At 54.0% G+C, this 22,407-nt stretch carries 19 protein-coding genes and 1 tRNA gene; 6 read left to right on the top strand and 14 right to left on the bottom strand.

Going from position 1 to position 22,407, the window contains the following annotated elements; translation table 11 throughout:
• Positions 1 to 26: 26 nt before the first annotated feature.
• The gene (gene acnA / locus DBR37_RS01480; RefSeq protein ID WP_124572524.1) at positions 27 to 2,750 is read left to right on the top strand and encodes an aconitate hydratase AcnA; all 2,724 of its coding nucleotides are present in this window, start codon (positions 27 to 29) and stop codon (positions 2,748 to 2,750) included.
• Between the two features lie 213 nt (positions 2,751 to 2,963).
• Positions 2,964 to 4,214: a DUF2863 family protein gene (locus tag DBR37_RS01485; RefSeq protein WP_124572525.1), complete on the top strand. Its 1,251-nt coding sequence runs from the start codon at positions 2,964 to 2,966 to the stop codon at positions 4,212 to 4,214.
• An 8-nt stretch (positions 4,215 to 4,222) separates the two neighbouring features.
• On the opposite strand, the gene DBR37_RS01490 is transcribed toward DBR37_RS01485, so the two are convergent.
• The 4 genes from DBR37_RS01490 to modA form a co-directional block, all read right to left on the bottom strand.
• A complete protein-coding gene (locus tag DBR37_RS01490) occupies positions 4,223 to 4,687 on the bottom strand; it encodes a CYTH domain-containing protein (RefSeq protein ID WP_124572526.1) in 465 nt (154 codons plus the stop codon).
• Positions 4,684 to 5,817: a M14-type cytosolic carboxypeptidase gene (locus DBR37_RS01495; RefSeq protein ID WP_124572527.1), complete on the bottom strand. Its 1,134-nt coding sequence runs from the start codon at positions 5,815 to 5,817 to the stop codon at positions 4,684 to 4,686. Before DBR37_RS01495 ends, DBR37_RS01490 begins: the two co-directional genes overlap by 4 nt.
• Positions 5,818 to 5,851: 34 nt before the next feature.
• On the bottom strand, positions 5,852 to 6,316 hold the full coding sequence (locus tag DBR37_RS01500; RefSeq protein WP_124572528.1) for a nitrate reductase associated protein: 465 nt from the start codon (positions 6,314 to 6,316) through the stop codon (positions 5,852 to 5,854).
• A gap of 69 nt (positions 6,317 to 6,385) precedes the next feature.
• The gene (gene modA, locus DBR37_RS01505) at positions 6,386 to 7,162 is read right to left on the bottom strand and encodes a molybdate ABC transporter substrate-binding protein (RefSeq protein WP_124572529.1); all 777 of its coding nucleotides are present in this window, start codon (positions 7,160 to 7,162) and stop codon (positions 6,386 to 6,388) included.
• Positions 7,163 to 7,607: 445 nt separating this feature from the next.
• On the opposite strand from modA, the gene DBR37_RS01510 reads away from it, so the two are divergent.
• The 4 genes from DBR37_RS01510 (at position 7,608) to DBR37_RS01525 (ending at position 10,485) form a co-directional block, all read left to right on the top strand.
• Positions 7,608 to 9,293, top strand: coding sequence for a methyl-accepting chemotaxis protein (locus tag DBR37_RS01510; RefSeq protein WP_199739005.1), 1,686 nt, complete (start codon positions 7,608 to 7,610; stop codon positions 9,291 to 9,293).
• A gap of 80 nt (positions 9,294 to 9,373) precedes the next feature.
• A tRNA-Pro gene (locus tag DBR37_RS01515) sits at positions 9,374 to 9,450 on the top strand.
• A gap of 82 nt (positions 9,451 to 9,532) precedes the next feature.
• Complete coding sequence (locus tag DBR37_RS01520) at positions 9,533 to 9,832, top strand: hypothetical protein (protein WP_124572530.1); 300 nt, start codon at positions 9,533 to 9,535, stop codon at positions 9,830 to 9,832.
• Positions 9,833 to 9,834: 2 nt separating this feature from the next.
• Positions 9,835 to 10,485, top strand: coding sequence for an SOS response-associated peptidase (locus DBR37_RS01525; protein ID WP_124572531.1), 651 nt, complete (start codon positions 9,835 to 9,837; stop codon positions 10,483 to 10,485).
• Here the strand turns inward: DBR37_RS01525 and DBR37_RS01530 are convergent.
• The 10 genes from DBR37_RS01530 to DBR37_RS01580 form a co-directional block, all read right to left on the bottom strand.
• Positions 10,442 to 10,933, bottom strand: coding sequence for a hypothetical protein (locus DBR37_RS01530; RefSeq protein WP_124572532.1), 492 nt, complete (start codon positions 10,931 to 10,933; stop codon positions 10,442 to 10,444). The genes DBR37_RS01525 and DBR37_RS01530 overlap by 44 nt on opposite strands.
• On the bottom strand, positions 10,930 to 11,460 hold the full coding sequence (locus DBR37_RS01535) for a lysozyme (protein ID WP_124572533.1): 531 nt from the start codon (positions 11,458 to 11,460) through the stop codon (positions 10,930 to 10,932). The genes DBR37_RS01530 and DBR37_RS01535 overlap by 4 nt, the downstream gene beginning before the upstream one ends.
• 222 nt (positions 11,461 to 11,682) lie before the next feature.
• Complete coding sequence (locus DBR37_RS01545; protein ID WP_124572535.1) at positions 11,683 to 12,285, bottom strand: hypothetical protein; 603 nt, start codon at positions 12,283 to 12,285, stop codon at positions 11,683 to 11,685.
• 9 nt (positions 12,286 to 12,294) lie between these two features.
• Entirely contained in the window at positions 12,295 to 13,656 is a 1,362-nt protein-coding gene (locus tag DBR37_RS01550) for a hypothetical protein (RefSeq protein ID WP_124572536.1), read from the bottom strand.
• Positions 13,657 to 13,665: 9 nt separating this feature from the next.
• Positions 13,666 to 15,270, bottom strand: a complete 1,605-nt coding sequence (gene terL, locus DBR37_RS01555; RefSeq protein ID WP_124572537.1) for a phage terminase large subunit — start codon at positions 15,268 to 15,270, stop codon at positions 13,666 to 13,668.
• A gap of 2 nt (positions 15,271 to 15,272) precedes the next feature.
• A complete protein-coding gene (locus DBR37_RS01560; RefSeq protein ID WP_124572538.1) occupies positions 15,273 to 15,647 on the bottom strand; it encodes a hypothetical protein in 375 nt (124 codons plus the stop codon).
• Positions 15,644 to 18,142, bottom strand: coding sequence for a hypothetical protein (locus tag DBR37_RS01565; RefSeq protein ID WP_124572539.1), 2,499 nt, complete (start codon positions 18,140 to 18,142; stop codon positions 15,644 to 15,646). The genes DBR37_RS01560 and DBR37_RS01565 overlap by 4 nt, the downstream gene beginning before the upstream one ends.
• Entirely contained in the window at positions 18,139 to 19,947 is a 1,809-nt protein-coding gene (locus DBR37_RS01570; RefSeq protein WP_124572540.1) for a hypothetical protein, read from the bottom strand. The genes DBR37_RS01565 and DBR37_RS01570 overlap by 4 nt, the downstream gene beginning before the upstream one ends.
• Complete coding sequence (locus DBR37_RS01575) at positions 19,937 to 21,913, bottom strand: hypothetical protein (RefSeq protein WP_124572541.1); 1,977 nt, start codon at positions 21,911 to 21,913, stop codon at positions 19,937 to 19,939. The genes DBR37_RS01570 and DBR37_RS01575 overlap by 11 nt, the downstream gene beginning before the upstream one ends.
• Positions 21,913 to 22,407, bottom strand: a complete 495-nt coding sequence (locus tag DBR37_RS01580; protein ID WP_124572542.1) for a hypothetical protein — start codon at positions 22,405 to 22,407, stop codon at positions 21,913 to 21,915. The genes DBR37_RS01575 and DBR37_RS01580 overlap by 1 nt, the downstream gene beginning before the upstream one ends.

A 22,407-nucleotide genomic window follows, 5' to 3' on the forward strand; every position in this document is an offset into this window, starting at 1 on the left:
TCGGTTATTTGTATTAAGGAGAAATCATGTCGCGTAATACATTGAATACGCTCAAGGAATTCAATATCACAGCTTCCAGGAAAGGCGAGTTCTATTCCTTGCCGGCCCTGGGCAAAAAACTCGGCGTGAACGTTTCCCGTTTGCCGGTTTCCATCCGTATCGTGCTGGAATCGGTGCTGCGCAATTGCGACGGCAAAAAAGTAACTGAAGAACACATTCGTCAACTGGCCAACTGGTCGCCGAACGCCAGCCGCACCGATGAAATTCCTTTCGTCGTGGCACGCGTTGTACTGCAAGACTTCACCGGCGTTCCTTTGCTGGCTGATCTGGCCGCCATGCGTGGCGTCGCTGAAAAAATGGGCAAAAACCCAAAGAACATCGAGCCGCTGGTCCCGGTTGATCTGGTCGTCGATCACTCGATCCAGATCGATCACTTCCGTCAAAAAAATGCGCTCGACCTCAACATGAAACTGGAATTCCAGCGCAACAACGAGCGCTATCAGTTCATGAAATGGGGCATGCAGGCATTCGACACCTTTGGCGTCGTGCCACCAGGCTTCGGTATCGTTCACCAGGTCAATCTGGAATACCTGGCACGTGGCGTACATCAAAAAGATTCGGTCTACTACCCTGACACTTTGGTCGGCACCGATTCGCACACCACCATGATTAACGGTATCGGCGTAGTCGGCTGGGGCGTCGGTGGTATTGAAGCGGAAGCCGGTATGCTGGGTCAGCCAGTCTACTTCCTGACACCAGACGTGGTCGGTGTAAACCTGACTGGTCAATTGCGTGAAGGCGTCACGGCTACCGATCTGGTACTGACCATCACCGAAATGCTGCGCAAGGAAAAAGTCGTCGGCAAGTTTGTCGAATTCTTCGGCGAAGGTACAGCCTCGCTGTCGCTGACCGATCGCGCGACCATCGCCAACATGGCACCGGAATACGGCGCGACCATGGGCTTCTTCCCGGTCGACGACGCAACCATCGATTACTTCAAAGGTACCGGCCGTACCAAGGCAGAAATCGATGCGTTCGAAAACTACTTCAAGGCACAAGGCCTGTACGGCATTCCTAAGTCCGGCGAAATCGACTACACCCACGTCGTCGCGCTGGATCTCGGTTCGGTTGCACCTTCGCTGGCGGGTCCTAAGCGTCCGCAAGACCGTATCGAAATCGGTAACGTCAAACACAACTTCGCAGAACTTTTTGCCAAGCCTGTTGCGGAAAACGGCTTCAACAAAAAGATCGAAGATCTGGATGCAACCTACACCAACAGCGACGGCGTCAAAGTCAAAAACGGCGACGTCCTGATCGCTGCGATTACTTCGTGCACCAACACTTCCAACCCTAGCGTCTTGCTGACCGCCGGCTTGCTGGCGAAGAAAGCGGTAGAAGCTGGTCTGAAAGTATCGCCACACATCAAAACTTCGCTGGCGCCAGGCTCGCGCGTTGTCACCGAATACCTGGAAGCAGCAGGCTTGCTGCCTTACCTGGAAAAACTCGGCTTTGGCGTCACTGCATACGGCTGCACCACCTGTATCGGCAATGCCGGCGACCTGACACCTGCGATGAATGAAGCGATCGTGCAGCACGATATCGTCGCCTCGGCCGTCCTGTCCGGCAACCGTAACTTTGAAGCGCGTATCCACCCGAACATTCGCTCCAACTTCCTCGCCTCGCCACCACTGGTCGTCGCTTACGCGATTGCCGGCAACATGACACGCGACCTGATGACCGAGCCAGTCGGCCGCGGCAAAGGCGCTGATGGCAAGACCCGCGACGTCTACCTGGGTGACATCTGGCCAAGCAGCCAGGAAGTTGCCAAGCTGATGAAGTTTGCGATGAATGCGAAGACCTTCAAGGACAACTACGCACAAGTCAAAACCGCACCAGGCAAGCTGTGGGAGCAAATCAAGGGCGTGGCTGAAGGCCAGGTCTACGATTGGCCAACCTCGACCTATATCGCTGAACCACCGTTCTTCAACGACTTCGCAATGGAGCCGAAAGCAGCCGCGACCGGCATCACCGCAGCACGTGCACTCGGCGTCTTTGGTGATTCGATCACGACCGATCACATCTCGCCTGCAGGCGCGATCAAGGACAGCAGCCCGGCTGGTAAATACCTGAGCGAAAAAGGCGTGATGAAAGCCGATTTCAACTCCTACGGTTCACGTCGCGGTAATCACGAAATCATGATGCGCGGCACCTTTGCCAACGTGCGCATCAAGAACCTGATGATCCCGGCCAAACCAGACGGTGCGCGCGTCGAAGGCGGCGTTACCCTGTTCCAGCCTAGCGGTGAACAAATGTCGATCTACGACGCAGCAATGCGCTACGTCGCGGAAGGCACACCAACCATGGTCTTCGCAGGTGAAGAGTACGGTACCGGTTCGTCGCGTGACTGGGCTGCCAAAGGTACGCAATTGCTGGGCGTCAAGGCAGTGATTGCACGTTCGTACGAACGTATCCACCGCTCCAACCTGGTCGGCATGGGCGTCTTGCCGCTGCAATTCCTCGGCGACGACAGCGTCACCACGCTCGGCATCACCGGCGATGAAACTTTCGACCTGAAAGGTCTGGAAGGCAATCTGCGTCCGCAACAGGAAGTGACCCTGGTCATCCACCGTGCAAATGGTGAAAGCCGTGACGTGAAAGTGCTGCTGCGTATCGATACGCCGATCGAAGTCGATTACTACAAGCATGGTGGCATCCTGCCATTCGTCTTGCGTCAATTGCTGGCAGCCTGATGACTGTCGTTTCTATCCAGTGATGGATGGAAACAAGCGCGTTATACAAAAAAGCCGCATGCTTGCATGCGGCTTTTTTTATGCTGTCTGGCGGTTCGAAGCCGCCAGGTACAGACTGCCAAATAAGAATCTGCATACTTTCCCGGGACAAACGTGCGGTGTCGGCGTAATCCACTACAATACATTCACTACCCTTCTTCAGATTGTCCTGACATGCGTCGTCCGAGTAAAAATACCAGCCTCAAACTATCCGCCGACAGCCAGCGCCTGGCGACGCTCGCCCAGGCGCTTATACAGGCTGCCAGCCGTCTGGAAGAACGCAACTGGGAGCGCCAGCTGGATGTACTGTTGCGCAAACTTTTGAAGAACGATCATCAGGACACCATCGATACGGCACTGGATCATTTATTCAAACAGGAATCGGATGCTTACGATGGCTTGATGGAGTGCGTCGAAGCCGCCAGCGAATCCTGCCAGATCGAGCATGAAGGCGTACTCTATGATGCCTTGCTGGTCGCAGTACCCATACTTGCATGGACGCGCTTCTCGATAGCGTCAGGAGCGATACCGGCCGACATGACGGCGACCCTGTCTGCACACTTCCAGGCGCATATCCTGGCCCCGGATACGAAGATGGTGATGGCATCGGCCCTGTTTTCAATAGATCAGCTGCCGCGCACGCATGCAGAAACCTTTGCCTTCACACATCGCATGGCGCAGTCCGCCTTGAAAGGCATCGCGCTCAAGCCGCCAGGCCAGGCGCCAGAGACCGCTCCTTTCCTCGCTGATACGCGTTATCTGCTGACCGTGGTAACCGCCGTCGCAGGCGAACCGCTGTTCCGCTGGCAGGTATCGGCCAGCCCGAATGAACGCGATAACGCATTGACGCAATGGAATGCACAGGCGCTGCCGAACATCGCACGCCTGCTGCCAGGTTGCGGCATCGAATTGCTGTTGCCGGAAGCCTACTTTGTCGCCTGCCGTGAAGGCGATAAACAAATCCGTCCGGCCTCGATACGAGCAGCCGTGCATTACCTGACACATACACTGGCTGTAGAACCCACTGAATTACAAGCCATCATCGGTAGCTTCGGCGAAGAGTCTACCGATGGCCGCGTCGATGAATATCGCATCAGCTTTACGCGCCTCAACGATACCGATGTAGTGTATGGCACTGTATGGCCGCTGTATGGGGAAGAAGATGATGCGGAGCTGCAATACCGCAGCGTCGAAGTACCGAGCGATCCTGTGATCTCTGCCGACGTCGAGCGCAAGTCACCGATAGAAGAAATCCTCGCCTTGCTGGAAGAATGCGGCATCGTGAATGTGAAACGCCATCTCGAATGCTTTCCTATGGAATTCTGCGATGACTGCGGCAGCCCACTGTATCCGGACATGAACGCCGAACTGGTCCATGCAGAAATGCCGGAAGACGCGCCGGTGGGATCGACCCACCTGCACTAACCTCTACCTCACCAGGCGGTAAAAGGATGACGTAGCAAATTGGCGTTGAAGTAACGCGCATCATCTGTCACTTCGACGCCGACCCAATCCGGTTTGGCAAAAACCTGGTTTTCGCTTTCCAGTTCGATCTCTGCCACCACCAGGCCCTGATTCTCGCCAAAGAACTCATCCACCTCCCACACCATGCCTTCATGCACGATGCGGGTACGGTTTTTTTCTATCAATGGTCGTTCACACAAACCATTCAATAATTCATCCGCTTCAGCCAGCGGAATTTCATATTCCCACTCACCGCGCGTAATGCCGGTCACACGCCCCTTGATGGTCAGCGTCGCCGTCTGATCTTCTATCCGCACGCGCACTACCCGATCACGCTGCGATGACAGATAACCCTGGCGTATCGCCTGCGCTTGTCCGAGCTTCTTCCACGCGTCACCCAGCACCAGGAATTTACGTTCTATCTCCAGACTCATCGTGCGCTCCGCTCCAGGTGATGCAAAATCGGCTGCAGCATCTCCTGCCCCAGCTTTGCACTACGGGCGCCATTCCAGCCCAGCTTGGGTTCAGGGCTATGCGCGTTATCCTTGAACGGCATTTCCAGTGTCAGCGATACGCATTTGAAAGTGTGGCCGATGTACTTCGATGCCAGCTTCAGCATATCGGCACGATACTTCCCGGCGCTATAACCGAACTCAGTCTGGAAGTCCTCGCTGGCACGCAGGAACTGTTCGATGAAACGTTGCTGTTCATCTGCCTGTTGCTGAGAGAATCCTTCCAGCATTTCGCTACCTGCAACGAAGACATAGGGTAGCCCTTCATCGCCATGTATATCGAGGAAGAGATCGCAACCGGTCTCGTGTATCTTGTTTTTGACGTGCCAGACTTCGGGGCTGCTTTCCGGCGACGGTGTCATCCATTCACGATTCAGGTTCGCACCTGCTGCATTGGTGCGCAAATTGCCCAGGTAAGCACCATCCGGATTCATATTCGGTACGATGTAAAAGACTGCATGCCTGAGCAACTTCTGCACTAAAGGATTTGTTGGCTCCAGCAAGGCATCTATCATGCCTTCGGCGAACCATTCCGCCATGCTCTCGCCGGGATGCTGGCGCGCAATCACCCATACTTTTTTCTGCGCCGCCGGATCGCCGATGACTACAACATTCAAATCGCGCCCTTGTACGGTATTACCCAGGTCCTGCACATGCGCGTAGTCAGACATTTGTGCACGCGCCAGCAGATCCAGATGACGTTCCCACGAGTAAGGTTCAAAGTATGCGTAATACACACTGTCATACTGGGGCGTATGCGCTATCGTCATCACCTTGCCATCATACGAAGTCGGTACGCGAAACCAGTGTTTTCTGTCGTAACTGGCGACCGCCTGATAGTTTTGCCAGCCGTCCGGATAGGTTGCATCTGATGCATTCAGGATGCGCATGCTGCAGCGCTCGCCGCGGACGCCTTGCAACCGGAAATAAAACCATTGCGCGATGTCGGCATGGCTATCCTTGCGCAAGTTCAGTTCTATCGCCGATGCATGGTCCGCACGGACTACCTCTATCGCACCGGCATCGAAGTTGGTACTAATTTTGATCGTCATCACACTATCCTATTTCATGACTACTGATGCCAACTCACACCAGGCCGAATTCCTTCAGTGCCGGCAGCAAATTGGCATTCTTATGTCCCGAGCGCGTCAACTTAGTCAAGGCAAAGCGCTGTAAATTATTTAAACCTATCCATTGCGCATGCGTAGGAGCAGGCAATGCCAGTTCAGCCAATCCCTGCGCCACTACATCCGGGACTGCGCGCAGATCAGCCCATGCGGGTGACGGATCTATTTCGACTATTTCGATGGTCGCATCGGGATTATCGGCATGCGGCGCCAGCAAGGCAGCCAGGCGTTCGCGATAAACCTGCTGCTCTGCATCCGAAACACATGGCAAAGCCACCAGTTCTTCGCGCTCATCGCGGCTGAGTGTAATCCACGCGGTAAGGGAAATTCTGATACCGCAGGTATCCAGATTAAAACGCATGACCATAGGAATGCGACGCAAAGGATAACGCCCATCCTGCTCAAATTCGAAAAGCCCCTGCATGATTAAACGACGTCATTCATAACAAATTTATCTGCCCGCTACCGAGCGGGTCGTATCCTGCATATTCCATTATCTGGCGCACTGCCGTCCGCATGAGCCGAAACCATGCTTCTTCAGTATCGCTTGCCCCGCTGCCGCCAGTACAAATTGCACCAAGCGCTGACCGTGCTCTGATTGCCTGCCTGCCGCTATGCCATACGCACTGCGTACATTCAGCTCATCCGGAATAGCGATCACCTGCAACTGCGGCAACACTTTCCGTGTCGATATCGCATTCGTGCAGTACATGATATATGCATCTGCCCTATCTTCTTCAAATGCGGTGATATAAGGCAGACGCTCATCTGCTGCCGGTATATGCGCACCTGACAGCCTGATGGCCTTCGCATTCATCACATCATAAATACCCGGCTGCCGTTTGTCGGCATTGCGAAAAAACTGCCAGGTATAGTCGCCCATAGGATCGCTCACCGGCGTTGAAGTCGCGACACGCACCGCCGGATCAGCCAATAGCGCCAGCAAATCGTCACCATGCAAATCCAGATCCGGCCGTGCCAGCACGCACAAATCATTATGCGTGAACAAAACGGATGGCCCGAGCAGCTTCTGCTGCGCCAGTGCTTCCGTATGCCCGACCGAAGCCGAAGCAAACACGTCTACTTGCACGCCTGCCTCTATCTCCTGCCTGAGCTTGCCCGATGGTCCGTACTGCGCATGAAATGTCACGCCCCCCTGCTGCTGGTAAGCCGCCATGATTTCATCCATCGCACTGCGCAGGCTGCCGGCCGCCAATAATTGCGGTACCTGGGTCGCAGCAGAAAGAAGTCGGGTCGCCGGAAAAGTCATGATTTACGGGCAATCACAGAAAGACAGACATAGTACGCAGCATTGCCGACATTACCAATATGAGCGCTGCTGCATATACCTGCAGCGCGACTGCCCTGCTCACATCCCCTTGTAATTAACGCGTGTGTACTTCCCGCTAGACGGGCGCCTGCTTTCAATTTAGTCATATGGATACCATCCAGTGTGTAGTCATGTTTCCATTTTCACATCAAGCGAGAAATTGAATTGTGACTTTTCGTGTCTTCTGCGGATTCTGGTTCCCGCATAAGCTGCGCGTAAGCAAGCGTGAGTAAGATCAAATCACACAAATAAAACACTACGCATGCTCCGCCCACCCGGCGGTAGCATAGCGATGTCAACACTTGTTGTTTTCTTATGTTCTGTCTGCACGTGCCACCTTCAAATAAATCAAGGCACGGCGGATTATCTGCGTGGAGACCGCGATATGTTCAGGAACAAAAGTTTTCCCCTATGGTTGCGACGTAGTGCCCTGTTATTGATCGCCATTGCGTTTGGCAGCGGATTGGCATATCTCACTGCACAGCTGGCAAGTGATACCTTGCCCCTGCCCTGGCTACTCCTGATTGCAACGCTATTGAGCACCATCATGCTGGAGCTCACACGTCAACGGGGTGGTGGCAAGCACGTCGATTTTGGCAACAAGGTCGGCGGTGAAATCGATCACATCATGATAGGTGCAGCCGAAACTTCGTTCTTCGTCGACTCCATCAAAAATAAAATCGCGCAAGACGTACAGACAGCGAACGGCATCGTTGCGGGTTCTGAGCAAAACGCCAGCACCACCGAGCAAATCGCAGCGAATGCCGAACGCGCATCCAGCATCGCAGCTGAAGTACGTACTGAGAGCGTAGCCGGACGCAAGGAAGTCAATCAGGGCCTGGAGCAAATCAGCAAGGCCCGTGACGATGCGCAGACTGCTTCAGAAATGATGCGCGTACTGCAGGAAAAATCACGTCGTATCCATGGCATCACCGAAGTCATCAGCGAAATCGCTGCCCGCACCAACCTGCTCGCATTGAATGCCGCTATCGAAGCTGCACGTGCCGGCGAACATGGTCGCGGCTTTGCGGTAGTTGCAGGTGAAGTCCGACAACTGGCGCAGCGCACCAAAGAAGCCACCGATGATATCGGCTCGATGGTGACAGCCATTAACGTGGAGGCAGAGCGTGCCGCCGGCGGCATGCTGGCACTCAGCACCAAAGTCATGGATGCATCGAAAAACGTAGAACGTGTGCATGAATTCCTGAGCAATATAGAACGCGCCGCCAGCACCTCGGAAGAAGAGATACAGCAAATCGCGCACGCCTCACGCGAACATGTAGAGACCACACACAAGATCGCCGCTGCCATACTCAAGATACGTGACGGCATGCTGGAAACGGATACCGAGCTGCCACGCGTTGCTGCTTCGGCGATGGCTTTATCGGAACGCGCTGAAATCGTCTACGATGCGATCGCCGAAAACGGTGCCGCCACCCAGCACGACCAGATCCGCATCGTCGCCAGCAACGCGGCACAGCAGATAGGCAAACTCTTCGAACAGGCAATCGCAAACGGCCGCATCACCGAAGCCGCCCTGTTTGACCGTCAGTACCGCCCCTTACCGAATACATCACCGCCCAAACACAGCACGCAATTCGACGCCTTCACTGATCGTGTGTTACCTGAGATACAGGAGCCGATACTGGATGCGATGCCGCAACTGGCGTATGCCGGTGCAGTCGATGACAATGGTTACTTCCCTACTCATAACAAGAAATTCTCCAGGCCTCTGACCGGCGACTACGATACCGACCTGGTGAATAACCGCACCAAACGCATCTTCACAGATCGCACCGGCAAACGCTGCGGCTCGAATACCAAACCATTCTTATTGCAGACCTATAAGCGCGATACCGGCGAAGTCATGCACGATTTGTCCGTACCGATTTACGTACACGGCAAACATTGGGGCGGCTTCCGTATAGGCTACCGATCAAGCTCGGCACAGGTGGCTCCGGCCGCACAAACACGTGCGCCATTGGCGGTCAGCCAGGCAGCATCACGAACGACTAACCTGACCGCAGGTACGCCTGCAACAATGACGCGTGTATCGACAAAATTATCCTGAGCACCGATTTGCAGTGCATGAACTTTCAGATGCATAGATGGCGAAAACACATCACGGCTCTGGTATAATTTTTCGCTCGTCGGGGCGTAGCGCAGCCTGGTAGCGTACTTGCATGGGGTGCAAGGGGTCGTGTGTTCGAATCACACCGTCCCGACCAATAGAATCAATAACTTACGTCACGTCCTGTGCGTATGTACAGCGCTGGATATTAGACAAAATATAATATCGAGGTCCAGCGAATGCCCTTCAAGCCACCTCTCACACTTGAACAAATTCGGGACATTCAGGATCGCAATCGCGATAACCCTGATGTCTTGGCACTGCTGTGGGAGATTCGGCGGCTATTCTCCATCGTTGCCCGCGCTGATCAACTTGCCGAGTCATTGTCACCCCAAGGTGGAATTATTGACATGATCATAGACGCTTTGAAGGAACAGATTGCGAACGAACCTAGCCTGGAAAACCGTAGGAAGCTGACTGCAGACATTGATGCCGACCGCAAAGGCAGCGGCTACAAGCATCCCAGCGAAAAGGAGTAGCTATGTGCGTCACATACACGCCGTCACGCCGCGAAGAACTAGCCGAGATATTCCGGTCGCCAGCACCAACAGATGCAACCTGGCCAGATCAAACCTGGCAGGACTATGACGCGCCGATTATTCGCTTTGATGAGCGTGGCGACCGCGAAACGATCATCGCGTCATACGGCATGATTCCGCAGAACCAGATTCACGGTACCGGCAAGAAATTCAGCACGATGAATGCCAGGTCGGAAACCATAGGCGAAAGGCGTAGTTACGCAAAGCCGTGGCGCGAAGGTCAACTGTGCCTGGTACCGATGACAGTGTTCTACGAACCTAATTGGGAATCCGGCAAGCACGTGCGCTGGGGTATCGGGATGGCCGACGCGTCACCGTTTGCGGTCGCCGGATTATGGAGAGAATCGAAATCGCCTGAAGGCGAAACAGTGCATTCCTTCACGCAGTTGACCATCAATGCTGATGACCATCCGCTGATGAATCACTTTCACAAGCCAGGCGAGGAAAAGCGGTCACTCGTAATTGTGCCAGCGACTGATTGGGATGATTGGCTGTCATGCAGAAATCCGGAAATAGCGCGAACTTTCTTACGCCCGTTTCCTGCAAAAGCTATGACGGCGGCACCGGTGCCGGATAAAACCCGTTCTCAATAGCCCAGTTCTGCAACCCGCGACAAATGGCCGTCACTCCGTCGGCTTCTTTGCGACGCTCCCGAAGTCTTCTTTCAATGTCTTCTGGAAGTGCAATGGTTCCGGCAACGGCACCATCAGATCTGCCGGTACCTGCGGCTTCGGCTTTTCCGGCAGCTTGGTTGCAGATTGCGGCAGGGAGTAGCACCCGGCCAGCAGGCTGATAAGCGCGAATAGCGCGCAATTCTTTTTGATAGTCATTGGACACCTTCAGGTTAGCCGCTTGCTGGCGGTCGAGTTCGATTGCAATGTCGGCTGCGCTGTCCTGCCAAGCCTTTAGGTCGGATGCCTGCCGCTCCACCAGGACGGCATTGGAGCCGTTGCGGTTACCAGCGTTATAAACGTACCAGTGCGAGCTGACCAACAGCAATACAAACACCAGTGCGGCGGTGAGTTTTCCAGATAGCGTCATATAGAATCCAAGCACATGACGCGTTCAGCCTTGCGGCGATTGAATAAACCGTTAACGAACTGGCCACCTGCATTACTCCAATTCGGCTGACCGTTAGGCTTGTACGCCAGAAGGTTGCAGCCTGCCGTTACTTGCCCGGCATTGATCGATCTAACCGCAGCTGACCCGCAAGCGCCCTCTTTCCCCACGTTGATAGCAAACATGGTGAGGCCGACTAAGCGTGTGGGCGTCAGATACTTCCATTCTGTGCAAGCAAGCACTGCATAGCCGTAGTCGAGAATGGTGGTTTTGTTGACCTCTTTGCACTGGTCACTGGTAAGCTTCGTTCCGACGACCGCTTTTCTGTCGGTAGCACCGGCGCAGTATGTCGGTAGGCCACCAGCAAGATTGTCCGCGTAGACTGCAAGGACGTTTCCCTCAAAGCGTTCAAGAGTCGCTATAGCAAATGGACCGGTAAGTGCGGCAATGAAAGCTGCAGGAATGGCACCCTTGCGCAACAGGCCAACAGGAACACGAACGTTATTCATCTTCTGTGTCGTCCCGTCTGCGCAGCTTCGGCTTTACCCAACCCCAGCGCACGAATAAGTCTCGCCAGAATCGCTTATAAAACCATTCGCCTATCAGCAAGATGGAATAGAAGGCTGCCGCGATAGCAGCTACATCGCTCCATGATGTAACGCCAAAGGCAATCCAGACCGATACGACTTTGGACACAGGGGCAGATACACTGCTGCTCAATGGCTCGTTCATCATTCGACAGTCTGTTCTATGGGAAAGGTAGGCAGTTCGGATTCGACTTCTGTCCAGGTTGGCTCTGGACGCTCACCAGCAAGGAATGCGTCGCGGATTTGTTCGGCTTTCTGCCACGTGCGCGCAGACCACAGGTGCAGCGCTGCACCGTCTGCCTGCCGGTACTCACCTGCGGGAAGGCTGGCCGCAGCGATCGCACTAGCAATGTTGTCGAAGCGCATTTCCCCGGCTTTTGTGTTCAGACGCACTTTTATGGCGTCGTCCATCACTTTGATCTTCGCTGCAATGACTTCTTCTGCGGAAGGTAACGGAGGCGAAATGCCGAGATTTGGTGCAGGCTGGCCGATTTCTACAATTTCAATCGCTTCGCCGGTAGTCTGGTCGTAGAAAATATGACCACGGAAGTCTGCAATAATTGACCAAGCTGTGTTTTCAACGTTTCGCTGTGCAGCTTCGTTTTCCTGCGTTGCTGGCGGCTGATCTGGACACGAATTTACCGGTTCGATAAAAAAGCCCGCTTCTTCGGGCGATTCTTGAGCCTCGTAGGGATGCGTAAAAACTCTATCGACATCATCAAAGAGATAAACAATCTTGGTTTCCATTGCTCTGCCTTATAGGTACTGAATACATTTTGTTACGCGCATGCCAGCCGCTAAGTTGGCTGGCCCACCTGTACTGCCAGTAACGCTAATTAGGGAACCTCGACCGGTACCATCCTGATCTGGAGAACTACCACCACGGATTTGTGCCGGATGGGTATGGGCGATGACCTCACCCACAGTTGCAGTACCAAGATTTGCAGACGCCTGCACAAACGTGTATCCGACAGGGCAATAGGGCATCCCAAATGTGGACACCCCATCACCAACACCCCAAGGAGCAATAACTATCGCCACACCAGCAGCCGTCGCATTTGCATTAAGCGATAGAGTGATGGTATTAGCGGTCTTACCAGTAACCGTGGTGCCAGCCTGAATGCCTGGACCACTAATTGGGTAGCCAATCTCTACACCTACAGTCGAGCCAACAGCTGTTAAGGTGTTATTTGCATTTGTCGTTGACCCGGTAGTCTGAATCGTTATCGCGTTGAACAATGTGGGGTAAGCAGACCGAGATATATTGGAAGCAGAAACTGGCACGATTAGCGATCCTGTAGGGGCGCGGGGGCTAGCCGTATCAAACAAATCGCCCGGCTTTCTTCCAGAAAGTGCAATCGCGCGTTGTACAAACTTTGCGTTCGCGGCTTTTGTCGTTGCATCGCCGTCAGCTAGATCAGGAACAATAGGCGACGCCGTATGCGTTTTAACACCCTGAATCGTTTCATCGCCCGACTTGTGAACTAAATCGGCCGGGTCTATCGACGCGGCCGCTGCGACTGCAGCTTGAGCAGCCTGCTCTGCGGCCAACCGATCTGTGTTAGCTTGTCCCGCGCTGGATGCTGATGCATTCTGTGAATCTAAAGCTGCTTGGGCACTGGCAGCTGCGGCGGCAGCAATTTCATCTGGATCTAGGTCGCTGTAAATTAATGCTGTTCCGGTTGCGTTCCATTTCACAGCACGACCAGCAACAGGTGTAGGCAGGGTTACATCTATACCGCTAACCGATAATGGCAGTTGAAACGAGCGCACAACCTTCGTTTGCAGTTCCTGCGCCGCCATCCATAGCCGTTCGATATCGCGATTCACGACCACCGACGGCAACGCACCTTGATACTGGTACTCAATCGACCTGGAAAAGGCGACAGCACGGTAAAGCAGGATTGCTGTGCCAGTGGCTGGAGCAACGGTAAAAATCACGTCGCCGGTGTCATTCCCAATTCCAGTAATGCTGTAGTCGACATTCAAGGTTTTGACCACGCCATCCACCTCGACCACCAAGTCAGACGCAAGAAATATCTTGAAATCGTATAGGAACGAAGTCGTCACACCGTTGCCGGTATGCTGGGAAATCGGGACGTTATTGTTTAGCGACATGGCGGCATCTCAACTGTGTTCGACGATTACGTCGTGTACGCCGGAATTTGGCCTCCAATTGTCACGCCTTTGATCTGTCGGAATCCCGACGAAATTGCCTATCCGAACCGGTGTTTGTTTGATGGCGCGTGCTGTAACGTCAATAAAATCGTCTGGCTGATCTTTTTTAACTGGGTTGAAATCACGCATTTGCGCATAGGCTGGACTATCGAAGACACTCACGTGTGCCCATAAAAAGCGATTCGATAGTGGTGCATCAAAGCCATCCAAGATGTCGGTATTCTTGTTTGTGCTGACGTGATCCTCAATAACACTGCAGCCTAAGCCAGCGAGGTGCTTGCGCAGGATAGGCGGGACAAAGCCGCCTGGTCCGTTGGTTTCAACTGTGACGCTAGGTATGTGGTAGTCAAGAACCAACTTCCTAACCTGCTTGCATTGATCATCCAGTTCACCGGTAAGGCCAATCGCAAATTGCCAATACAAGCGGCCACGGTGATCGGTAAGGATTAATGTGAACGCTGAAGCGTCAGATTTGGCCTTCCCAAGCGCACAATCCCACCGACATACTGATCCAACAATTTGAACCTGACCGAGCAGCATGACTACCTGTCGATTTACCGCTTTGACAATTGGCTTCAGGCCATAGGCGATCATGCGCTCAGGATCCAGACGCACGTCGGTGATTGGCTTGGCTTCAAGCTGATATTGAGAGTCCCAGGCATTCAAGGTGAGTGTCTCCTTCCGTCGCTGCGCGATGTCCGCGCGCGTGAATCGTTCAGGCCAGGCACAGCCACTACAGATATCTAACGTCATGCCTGGGGGTGACGCAAAAACGATCTCGTTACCTTCTATCTGGTAATCGCCACCTTCCTCAAGAAGTCGAGCAGGCGCATTGATTCCAAGCAGCACATAGATTCCGTCTTCCGTCGGCTTGAAATTAAAGCGATACCGTGTGTGTTTTGTCGTTTCTTTGTAACGAACGACGTATTCGAAAAGCGGGATTTTCAGCACATCAGCGCCGGCCGCAATGCGTTCCGGATAAATTGATTCGTGGTGGTGAGGAGTACCGATGTATGTCTTTTGAGAACCAGGAACGGCCAAGTGAGTCGATTCAGAAATGCGATCACGCAGCTTTTTCCGCGCTTCAATCGTTTCAATGTTGCCAGGCACTTCCACGTCATCGAAATCAACGCTATCGGCACGTGCAGCTGTAACGTTCGATTCCACCCCAGTTGCACGCATACTGGCGTTACGTGCATCGCGCGCGCCCGTCACCCAGAATCGCTTGCGCCCTGGCTTAGTCGGCAGCATGCCGCCGCACAAAGGATGATTCCGCAATACATTGATGACGTCTGCTGTAAGCATTTCAGCCGTGGGGCCGTCAGCAGACCAAACCAAGGACCTTAGCTGCCGGTTGGAATAAAGACGCCATGCCTTGTACACCGCGTAGATCGTCGATTTTGCTGCTCCCCGGAATACCAAAAGAACGCGCTCGGGAGAAAGACAGGACTCCATCCAGACACATATCCGCACATGCAGCAGGGGGACTTCCCAGCCTTGGTACTTGGCCCACATCAGAAAGAAGGCCAGAAAGGAGATTTTGCGATCGCTCATATCTAGGTTTTAGCCGCGCCCTTTTTGTTCAGTCTTGCCATCAGCTTCTTCGCTTCCTTCTCGGCAGCGGCTATATCGTCATCCAGGGAATCTTCGTTCTCGTCCAGTTCCTGCCCTTCCACGGCGCCCGTCAAAGGTGGCGCCCCATCAGCGGTCCGGCGTTGAATGACGCCAATCAATGATGTTGTGCGGATCAGGACCGTCAAGGTAGCGGCCGCGTTCTTCTTGTCGTAGTAGCGGTCACCGCGCGTTGTTTTATCCATCTTCGACGGTTCAATTCCAGTGCCAGACCATTTGTCAGGGTCGGCTTCCGCAAGGAAAACATCGGTCAGCTTTTCAGTAAGTTCCTGAAGTTTTTCGTATTGGTCTTGTCTCATGATCCGAACATCCTTTCAAAGTCGGGCGCGCGATCAGGAGTAAGCTGATTCGGCTGCCAGTAGTAATCCTGCTCGTTGTCCTTGATGGCGCGTTGCTTCATGCGGTTGACGTAACCAGGTGAGAGGTATTCCTGCAGGTCCATCAAAATGGCGTGGTCAAGTACCGATTGCGCATACCAGATATTTACCCCTGGCGTCATGGAACGTACCATCCGATAGAGTTGGTCACCGGCGTTTTTGATCTGATCGTCACCCTTGACGTCCATGCCTTTGGCCTTCTCTGACACGCCATCGATCAGGAAGCCAGCGGCATCAAAACCACGCTCGAGCTGGCCAAGAGTCGGGCCCAGCAAAGAACCTAGCATCGAATTGCCGGCACGGTTCTTCCCGGTCAGGCCTTGATAGAGAAAGTCTCCGGCGATACCCATACCGCCGCCCTGCGTCGCTGCAGCTGCCCAAAACTTCGCGTCATCCATCTTTCTGGGATCCTTACCGGATTGAATGTCTTTGAGCTGCAGCACAGCGGCCCCGACCGCTGTACCGCCGCCGATCAGTAGTGCCATGTATGTCGCGCGGTCTACGAGAGCGTCCTGTGAGAGTCCGCGTTCAAAGTGCCTTGTGACCATCGCAATTGGTGTTCCCTTGAAGAGCATCAAGTGTCGGCGAAACTCACCGCCTACCGTACCCTTCTCGCTTTTACCGGTAACGATCGAGCGCGCATATAGATCGGGTGCGATCGACGCGTATTCGGATTCATCAGTGATCAGGCCCAGCACCTTGGCCACAACCCTGTTTTTATCCGCGTCATCTACACCGGCAATCCCACGAATCGAGTCAGGTGTGAGCATTTGAGAGCCGCGCCAGTCTTCTGGTTTGGCTTGGGTGACTATCTTCCAGTCAGCCTCATCGATGCCCTGCTTTACCAAACGTGCGCGGTCGTCAGCGGCCAGCATTGCCCAGTCCGTACGGGACAGTTTCCCCAGGGCGCCCATGTAGGTCATGGAAAACGATCTGCGCACAGCATCAGTCAGGCCGGTCAAGAGTGTCGCTTTCATGGTTGCCGATGCGATGTTGCCAGACCAACCGTGCAGCACGTTGTCGGCTGCCAGCGTTTGCACATCAGCGACAAAACCCTCCTGAATCAAACCGGCTTTGTTTGCAAAATCTTTCGCATCTTTACCTTGAGCGCGAACGATGTTGATCAGCGAATCAGTAAATGGGAGTTTGTTAAATCTGGTGGTGAGGAAATATGAATTGAAGTCGCCCAATGCAGAGAAGACAGCCCGACCAAGCATGCCGGCAACAGCGAGGTTACGCGCGCCCTGGTTGACTGCTGCGAAGTTCGCATATTCCGGCTTGACGATGTTAGCCTTGCCGGACAGGTTGTGCCACATTGAGTCCGTCGAGGCGAAGAACACGCCACCCACTTTGACCATATCCGACGTCTTCTGCCCCTTGGTTGCCGCATCTTGATAGGCCGTCTGACGCAATGTCTCATAGGTCTGTGCGGGGTTAGGCCCGTAACGTTCAAGCAAACCAATATCATTCGCCACCCGGTGCACGTGTCCCTGCATAGAGCTGAAGAGCTGGCCACGCCCGTAATCTCCCATGTATTCGATCCACGAATCCGCATCTTTGAAATGGATCTCGCGTGACTTGTTGCCACGGTTCGCCAGCATTGAGGACCCTTTTGCCGCGCCACCTGGCTGTATCTTGTTTGCCCCGTTGGTCGATATCGATGTCCAGACGTCAGCTAACATGTCGTTCAGCTGGCTTTGGCTGTACTGCGTGCCGTCTTCATTGAGATACCGGCGTTGATCCAGCTTCGGCAATACTGAATCAATCCATGCCTGCCTTGCCTCAGCGGAGCCGTTCCCGCGTACTTTGCCGCTATCGTGTGGCTGTGGCAGGTATCCGTAGTCAATCTTGCCGATATCTCCACCGGCGCTGTTGAATCGTTGACGCAGCAGTTCAGCTTGTGCAGTCCATGCTTTCGCACCCTTGGCCGCAATCTGGTTTCCTGTGGTACCAGGTGCAAACACCTCGCGCACGAAATCACGGACTGCCACAGCGTTTTCCATGATGCCAAGGAACCGAGGCTCGGCAGCGTTGATCGCGTCCAGCATGCCTGTCCAGGCTTCGCGCTGAACGCCTTTTATGTACACCTCAGACTTTCGCATATCGTCAGCCAGACCGACGAACATACGCTCTCCGTTCGCCGCGGCTTTATCCAGCGATTCACGGCCACGCGTCAAAGCATTGATTGCCTGCTGCGTGCGCTGAACCTTCAGTGCTGCTTCGCCGATTACCTGCTTGCCGGCAGCTTCTGCCGCCGCACGAAGGCGATCATTTAGCGATTTGCTTGCCCAATCTGGATCGGTTCGCGCGAGGTTGCGCATGTTGTCGCGGATACGATCCTCGATGCCCTGAGCTTCAGCCCGGGTAATGTCCCGGCCAATGGCCTTGGATACAGCCAATTTGCATTTATCTCTCATACCATGTCACCCGATGAAATGAAGCATTCGATTGCAGCGAGGAACGACTTGGAATCGTTGTCTGCTTGAATTTGTTGATTGCGCACGTCTTCCAGCAATTCTCGGCCAGTTGTAGTGATGGGCGTGCCGTCGTCGGCTTTGGCGATCACGATGGGCTGATCGAGATAGGCGTCTTCAACATCCAGTTGATTTGCCCGAGGCGACTGTTCCACTGAAACCGTTGCCGCGCCTTTCTCCAGCGTTTGAGGTACGTCAAGCGACCGGTTTTCCCCAGTGTATGTACCAACATCTTTCAGTGCCTGACGTACCGCTATTGCACCTGCTTTCGGTGTAGGTGCAGCAATTCCGGCGCGTTCATCACGAATTCGTGCGATGCGTTCGTCTATGTCCGCGAGACGTTTTGCGGCCTCCGCTGCGATTCGATTTGTTTCCAGTTGATCTTCCAACGCGGATATACGGCGGTCTATTTCCGTGCTACGAACCTCAGTTTCTTTCTTTGCCTTCGACAAAGCAGATTTATAACTGACCTGTTCGTCTGCTTGAATTTGTTTTGCCAGAGTCTTCAATGCATCGTCAGTGAACGATGCGCGCATCTGGTGCAGAGCGGCTACCTCCTCGCGAATACCAACGATCGCACCAGGCTCTCCGATATTGCCGACATCAGGCAGTAGTTCTGCACGCTCTCGTTCTAGTCTGGCACCGCTTTCATCCAGCAGTCTTGCGTTAGCTAGGGATTCGATCGGAATAGCGTCGGCATCAGAAGCTGATCGAAGGACAGAACGCACGTCAATTGGCGTTCCATCGTTGAACTGGCGTGCGGCGTAGTCCATTGCGCTTTGATGGTCAATTTGGCCGACAAGATCATGCAGCGGAGTCAGCGCCTTACGTTGAAGCAGTGTGTCTACTTGCATTACGCGCGCTGCTGCTTCCTGATCGGCCTCTGCAGTGATACCGGCCACGTCGTTCTGGACGTTCACTTCTTCTTTTGCGACTGCGTCTGAGGCTTCACGTGCTTGCACTTCCGCCGACTTTGCCTTCGACCTGCCGCGCAAGTGAATACCGCCGATAACTACACCTGGTACGCTTGAAATCAACAGATTGGTCAAATCGTAGGGGTCGTATTCCTTTGCTTTGTCGGCATAGTTGGCGCTTTCCAGAATGTGTTTTATTGCGGCCTGATCAGCCATGAAAGCCACTGGCCCAGCTGTCGCAATCAGACCTACGGTTTTCGCAAGTGTAGGACCAGCTCCCGGTAGCGCTACTGAAACCGCAGTAGTGGCAGCACGCACCACACCAGCTTGATTCGCTGTGACCTGGTCTACACCCGAGTCCTGCAGGCGCAACGATTCGTTTATCCCTTCGTCGGTACTGAGACCGACAGCTATACCAGGTAGGCCGCCAGCTAGCGAATACCCGACAGCCTTGCCGACTGTTTTACCAAGACCGTGAATGATCTGCGCTGCGGTGCCTGATGACTGCGCATCCGGCGTCATGGACTTAACGAAGCGCCCAAGCGAACTGCCCACTTGGTCATGCTCTTGGATGGCTTCCGCACGTCTTGCCGCCTCGTATTCTGCGAAATCCGCACCAAACTTTTCAGCTAGGCGTGATTTCTTTTCCTCGGTCATGGCTGCCGGCGTCGCCATTTGATTGAATGCCCTGATAGTTTCGCCGGCGGCGGCAGGGATAATCTTTGCCACGGCAGCCCATGAACCTTGAAACAGGGTCGGCACTTTGGGCTGCATGGGCTGATTTAACTGCGCCTGGGCTGTCAGGGCTTGAATGGCGCCATCATCATCGAACATTGCCGCCCCCAAGATTAAGTATCAGTGGGGTGCCGTCTTCGCGTAGTACGGGGATGCCGCCTACTCGCACCGCATATGTCCCGTTTCCGACCGTCTGCAGGGGAAGCTGCGGCAGTTGCTTAGAAAGTTGCTCGGGTGTGATTGCACCGGTTCCAACTCTGAACACGCTACCCTGAGTCTTCAGGGCTGCAGGAGTCACCGCTTTGACAGCATCCTGCAAATCCATCTCCGTCTTGCCGTATGGAAGCGCTACCTTCGCGCCGTTGTACTCAATCAGGCCACCAGTCCCGAGCTTGATTGCCGCGCTGAGGTTGTCAGTCCCAGACGCCTTCTTGCTGGCGTACACGTTGTAGATGACTTCAGCGGCCTGATCTGTCGCTTTCTGAGTCGGATACACGCCTTGCAGTGCAGAATAAATCTGCGCCTTGGTGCCGGTTTCTTTGGCTGCATCCATCTTTGCGCGCCCATCTTTAAGAACCTGCTTGCCATCCAGGTAGATCGCGGCAACGTTGCGGCCTTCCGAAGTATTGAGCGAAGTCAACCCTGCTGCGATCGCGAGAGATCCGTTCTTGTCTCCCATCAAGGTGGCAAGTGCTTGAGTTGCACGCGGGCCGATAGCACCGACGACACCCTTTAGCACCGTCGCTGTTTCTCTTGGCCCAAGCGGCTCCAACATAGTGACAAGTTGCTCTGCTTCGCCTTTGGTCACCGGTGCAACCGGTTTGCCGGTCCAGGCAGATGCGGTGTCTGCTGCCTCTTTGCGTTTGGCCAACTGCTGCGGCAAGGTATTTATATCAAATGTGATCGGCTCTAATGTCTGATTTACATTGCGATCAACCGAGGCTGTTAAAGGATCTTCCTTGATGTCTGCCAGCGTCGCATTATGAATAGCCTGTAGCTTCTGAAAGCGCTTATTTGCAGCAGGGTCACTGCCGGACTTGTTCAACTTTGATGACTCTGACAAAAGAATCTCGCGCTGTTTTGTCACGGATGCCGACGAGAACCCCGCCAATTCACTTCCATCTTTGAGCAGCGACATAACCGCACCCTCGTAAGCGGTACCCTTGAATTGAGTCGCCACCTGCACTGCGTATTCCGGGGTCGGTGGTCTGCCGGATTCTATGAATGTGCTGAAGGATGCAAATGCAGCGGCTGCTTTCCGATCCCGTGCCTCGGCTTGTGCCGCATTCCGCTGTATTAGCGTACTCATGCGGGTATTGATGCTGGCATCCAGCGCGGCTCGTTTCTGTGGATCGATGTCGATGTACTCGTCCGAATTCAAACGTTTCCGCAAACCTTCCAGTGCACCGACATTGTCACGCGCACCTGTTATCAGGCTATACGCTTCGGTGTACTTCACCTTCTCGCTGAAGGTCTGCTTTAGCTTTTGCTTTTCTTCCGGATTGGCAAACGGATCCTGATCGATGAATTGGTGATATTGCTTGATTGCCAAAGGTGCATCGGTACGGGCAAAGCGCTCCATCTGTTCACCGTAAGCTAATCGGTCAGCAGCTGCTACCTTGCTATCATTGGCCCGGAATACGTCGGTCAACTTGTTAGTAAGGCGCCCCGACAAACCAGCCATTTCGGCTTGTACCAACGGTTGCACGTAGGCAGGTAGGTTCTTACTGTTGTCATCGATGATCTTTTGCTGCGTGTCCTTCCATTCGGCCATCGCGCCCAACTGATCGATATCGCCCTTATTCACGCGATCTGCAATGCTGTCCAGGGTATCAGCAAGGCCATTTTGAATATTGGCATGCGCAGTGACAGTGGCTATCTTTTCGTCGCGTTCCTGTATGCGTCGCTGTTCTTCAGCCGCTTGAGCGCCAAACTGGTTAGCAGCACGCTGCGCAGTATCTGCAAGGTTTGCTTGCGCTGCGCCTAGGCCGCCATCAGTGTTGACAGTCTGGGTTCGTGTTGCACTTGGCAAAACAGAGCTGAGATTACCGGACGGGATTTTCATCAGCCCCTCCCACCACTTGTTGATTTAGTCTTCCAGCCGTAGAACGAACTGACGCCTGAAAGTGCCGAATTAGCAGCATTCATATATCCGGCTGACTGGGCATTTTTGCCGGCGATTGTGAAGCCCTGCGCCTGCGCTTTGAGCTTGTTTCTCGCTGTCGATCCGTTGTAAATCGTGGTCAGCGCATCCTTCTCGCCTTCCTGCTCGATATCTGACTGAATTAGCTCACCAGTTCCCACATCAACATTGACACCGGACTCTGACAGAGCAGCGCGTGCGGACGCTCTTTGCCGTTGAACAGCCTTCCGAATTTGTGCTGCTTCAACTTGCGATTGAGAAGCTGCAGCATCGGCATCAGCCTGCGCCTGCTCGGCCTGGTAATTCATCTGATTTTTCTGTTGCGCACCGTTTTCCAATGCTGTGTAGGCCCCGAGTGCAGCACTTGCGGCTGCTGCATACATAGCAACCGTGGTCGCTGATATTCCTCCAGACAT

It is taken from the genome of Herminiimonas sp. KBW02, assembly GCF_003852535.1.
Lineage (GTDB): Bacteria > Pseudomonadota > Gammaproteobacteria > Burkholderiales > Burkholderiaceae_D > Oxalicibacterium.

What these genes read in the sequence shown, in the direction of transcription:
- DBR37_RS01490 (WP_124572526.1), bottom strand. Translation starts at nt 4,687, where the DNA reads ATGAGTCTGGAGATAGAACGTAAATTCCTGGTGCTGGGTGACGCGTGG.
- DBR37_RS01570 (WP_124572540.1), bottom strand. Translation starts at nt 19,947, where the DNA reads ATGTTCGATGATGATGGCGCCATTCAAGCCCTGACAGCCCAGGCGCAG.
- acnA (WP_124572524.1), top strand. Translation starts at nt 27, where the DNA reads ATGTCGCGTAATACATTGAATACGCTCAAGGAATTCAATATCACAGCT.
- DBR37_RS01580 (WP_124572542.1), bottom strand. Translation starts at nt 22,407, where the DNA reads ATGTCTGGAGGAATATCAGCGACCACGGTTGCTATGTATGCAGCAGCC.
- DBR37_RS01520 (WP_124572530.1), top strand. Translation starts at nt 9,533, where the DNA reads ATGCCCTTCAAGCCACCTCTCACACTTGAACAAATTCGGGACATTCAG.
- DBR37_RS01530 (WP_124572532.1), bottom strand. Translation starts at nt 10,933, where the DNA reads ATGACGCTATCTGGAAAACTCACCGCCGCACTGGTGTTTGTATTGCTG.
- DBR37_RS01500 (WP_124572528.1), bottom strand. Translation starts at nt 6,316, where the DNA reads ATGCAGGGGCTTTTCGAATTTGAGCAGGATGGGCGTTATCCTTTGCGT.
- DBR37_RS01525 (WP_124572531.1), top strand. Translation starts at nt 9,835, where the DNA reads ATGTGCGTCACATACACGCCGTCACGCCGCGAAGAACTAGCCGAGATA.
- DBR37_RS01485 (WP_124572525.1), top strand. Translation starts at nt 2,964, where the DNA reads ATGCGTCGTCCGAGTAAAAATACCAGCCTCAAACTATCCGCCGACAGC.
- DBR37_RS01545 (WP_124572535.1), bottom strand. Translation starts at nt 12,285, where the DNA reads ATGGAAACCAAGATTGTTTATCTCTTTGATGATGTCGATAGAGTTTTT.
- DBR37_RS01510 (WP_199739005.1), top strand. Translation starts at nt 7,608, where the DNA reads ATGTTCAGGAACAAAAGTTTTCCCCTATGGTTGCGACGTAGTGCCCTG.
- DBR37_RS01575 (WP_124572541.1), bottom strand. Translation starts at nt 21,913, where the DNA reads ATGAAAATCCCGTCCGGTAATCTCAGCTCTGTTTTGCCAAGTGCAACA.
- DBR37_RS01495 (WP_124572527.1), bottom strand. Translation starts at nt 5,817, where the DNA reads ATGACGATCAAAATTAGTACCAACTTCGATGCCGGTGCGATAGAGGTA.
- DBR37_RS01535 (WP_124572533.1), bottom strand. Translation starts at nt 11,460, where the DNA reads ATGAATAACGTTCGTGTTCCTGTTGGCCTGTTGCGCAAGGGTGCCATT.
- DBR37_RS01550 (WP_124572536.1), bottom strand. Translation starts at nt 13,656, where the DNA reads ATGTCGCTAAACAATAACGTCCCGATTTCCCAGCATACCGGCAACGGT.
- DBR37_RS01565 (WP_124572539.1), bottom strand. Translation starts at nt 18,142, where the DNA reads ATGAGAGATAAATGCAAATTGGCTGTATCCAAGGCCATTGGCCGGGAC.
- terL (WP_124572537.1), bottom strand. Translation starts at nt 15,270, where the DNA reads ATGAGCGATCGCAAAATCTCCTTTCTGGCCTTCTTTCTGATGTGGGCC.
- DBR37_RS01560 (WP_124572538.1), bottom strand. Translation starts at nt 15,647, where the DNA reads ATGAGACAAGACCAATACGAAAAACTTCAGGAACTTACTGAAAAGCTG.
- modA (WP_124572529.1), bottom strand. Translation starts at nt 7,162, where the DNA reads ATGACTTTTCCGGCGACCCGACTTCTTTCTGCTGCGACCCAGGTACCG.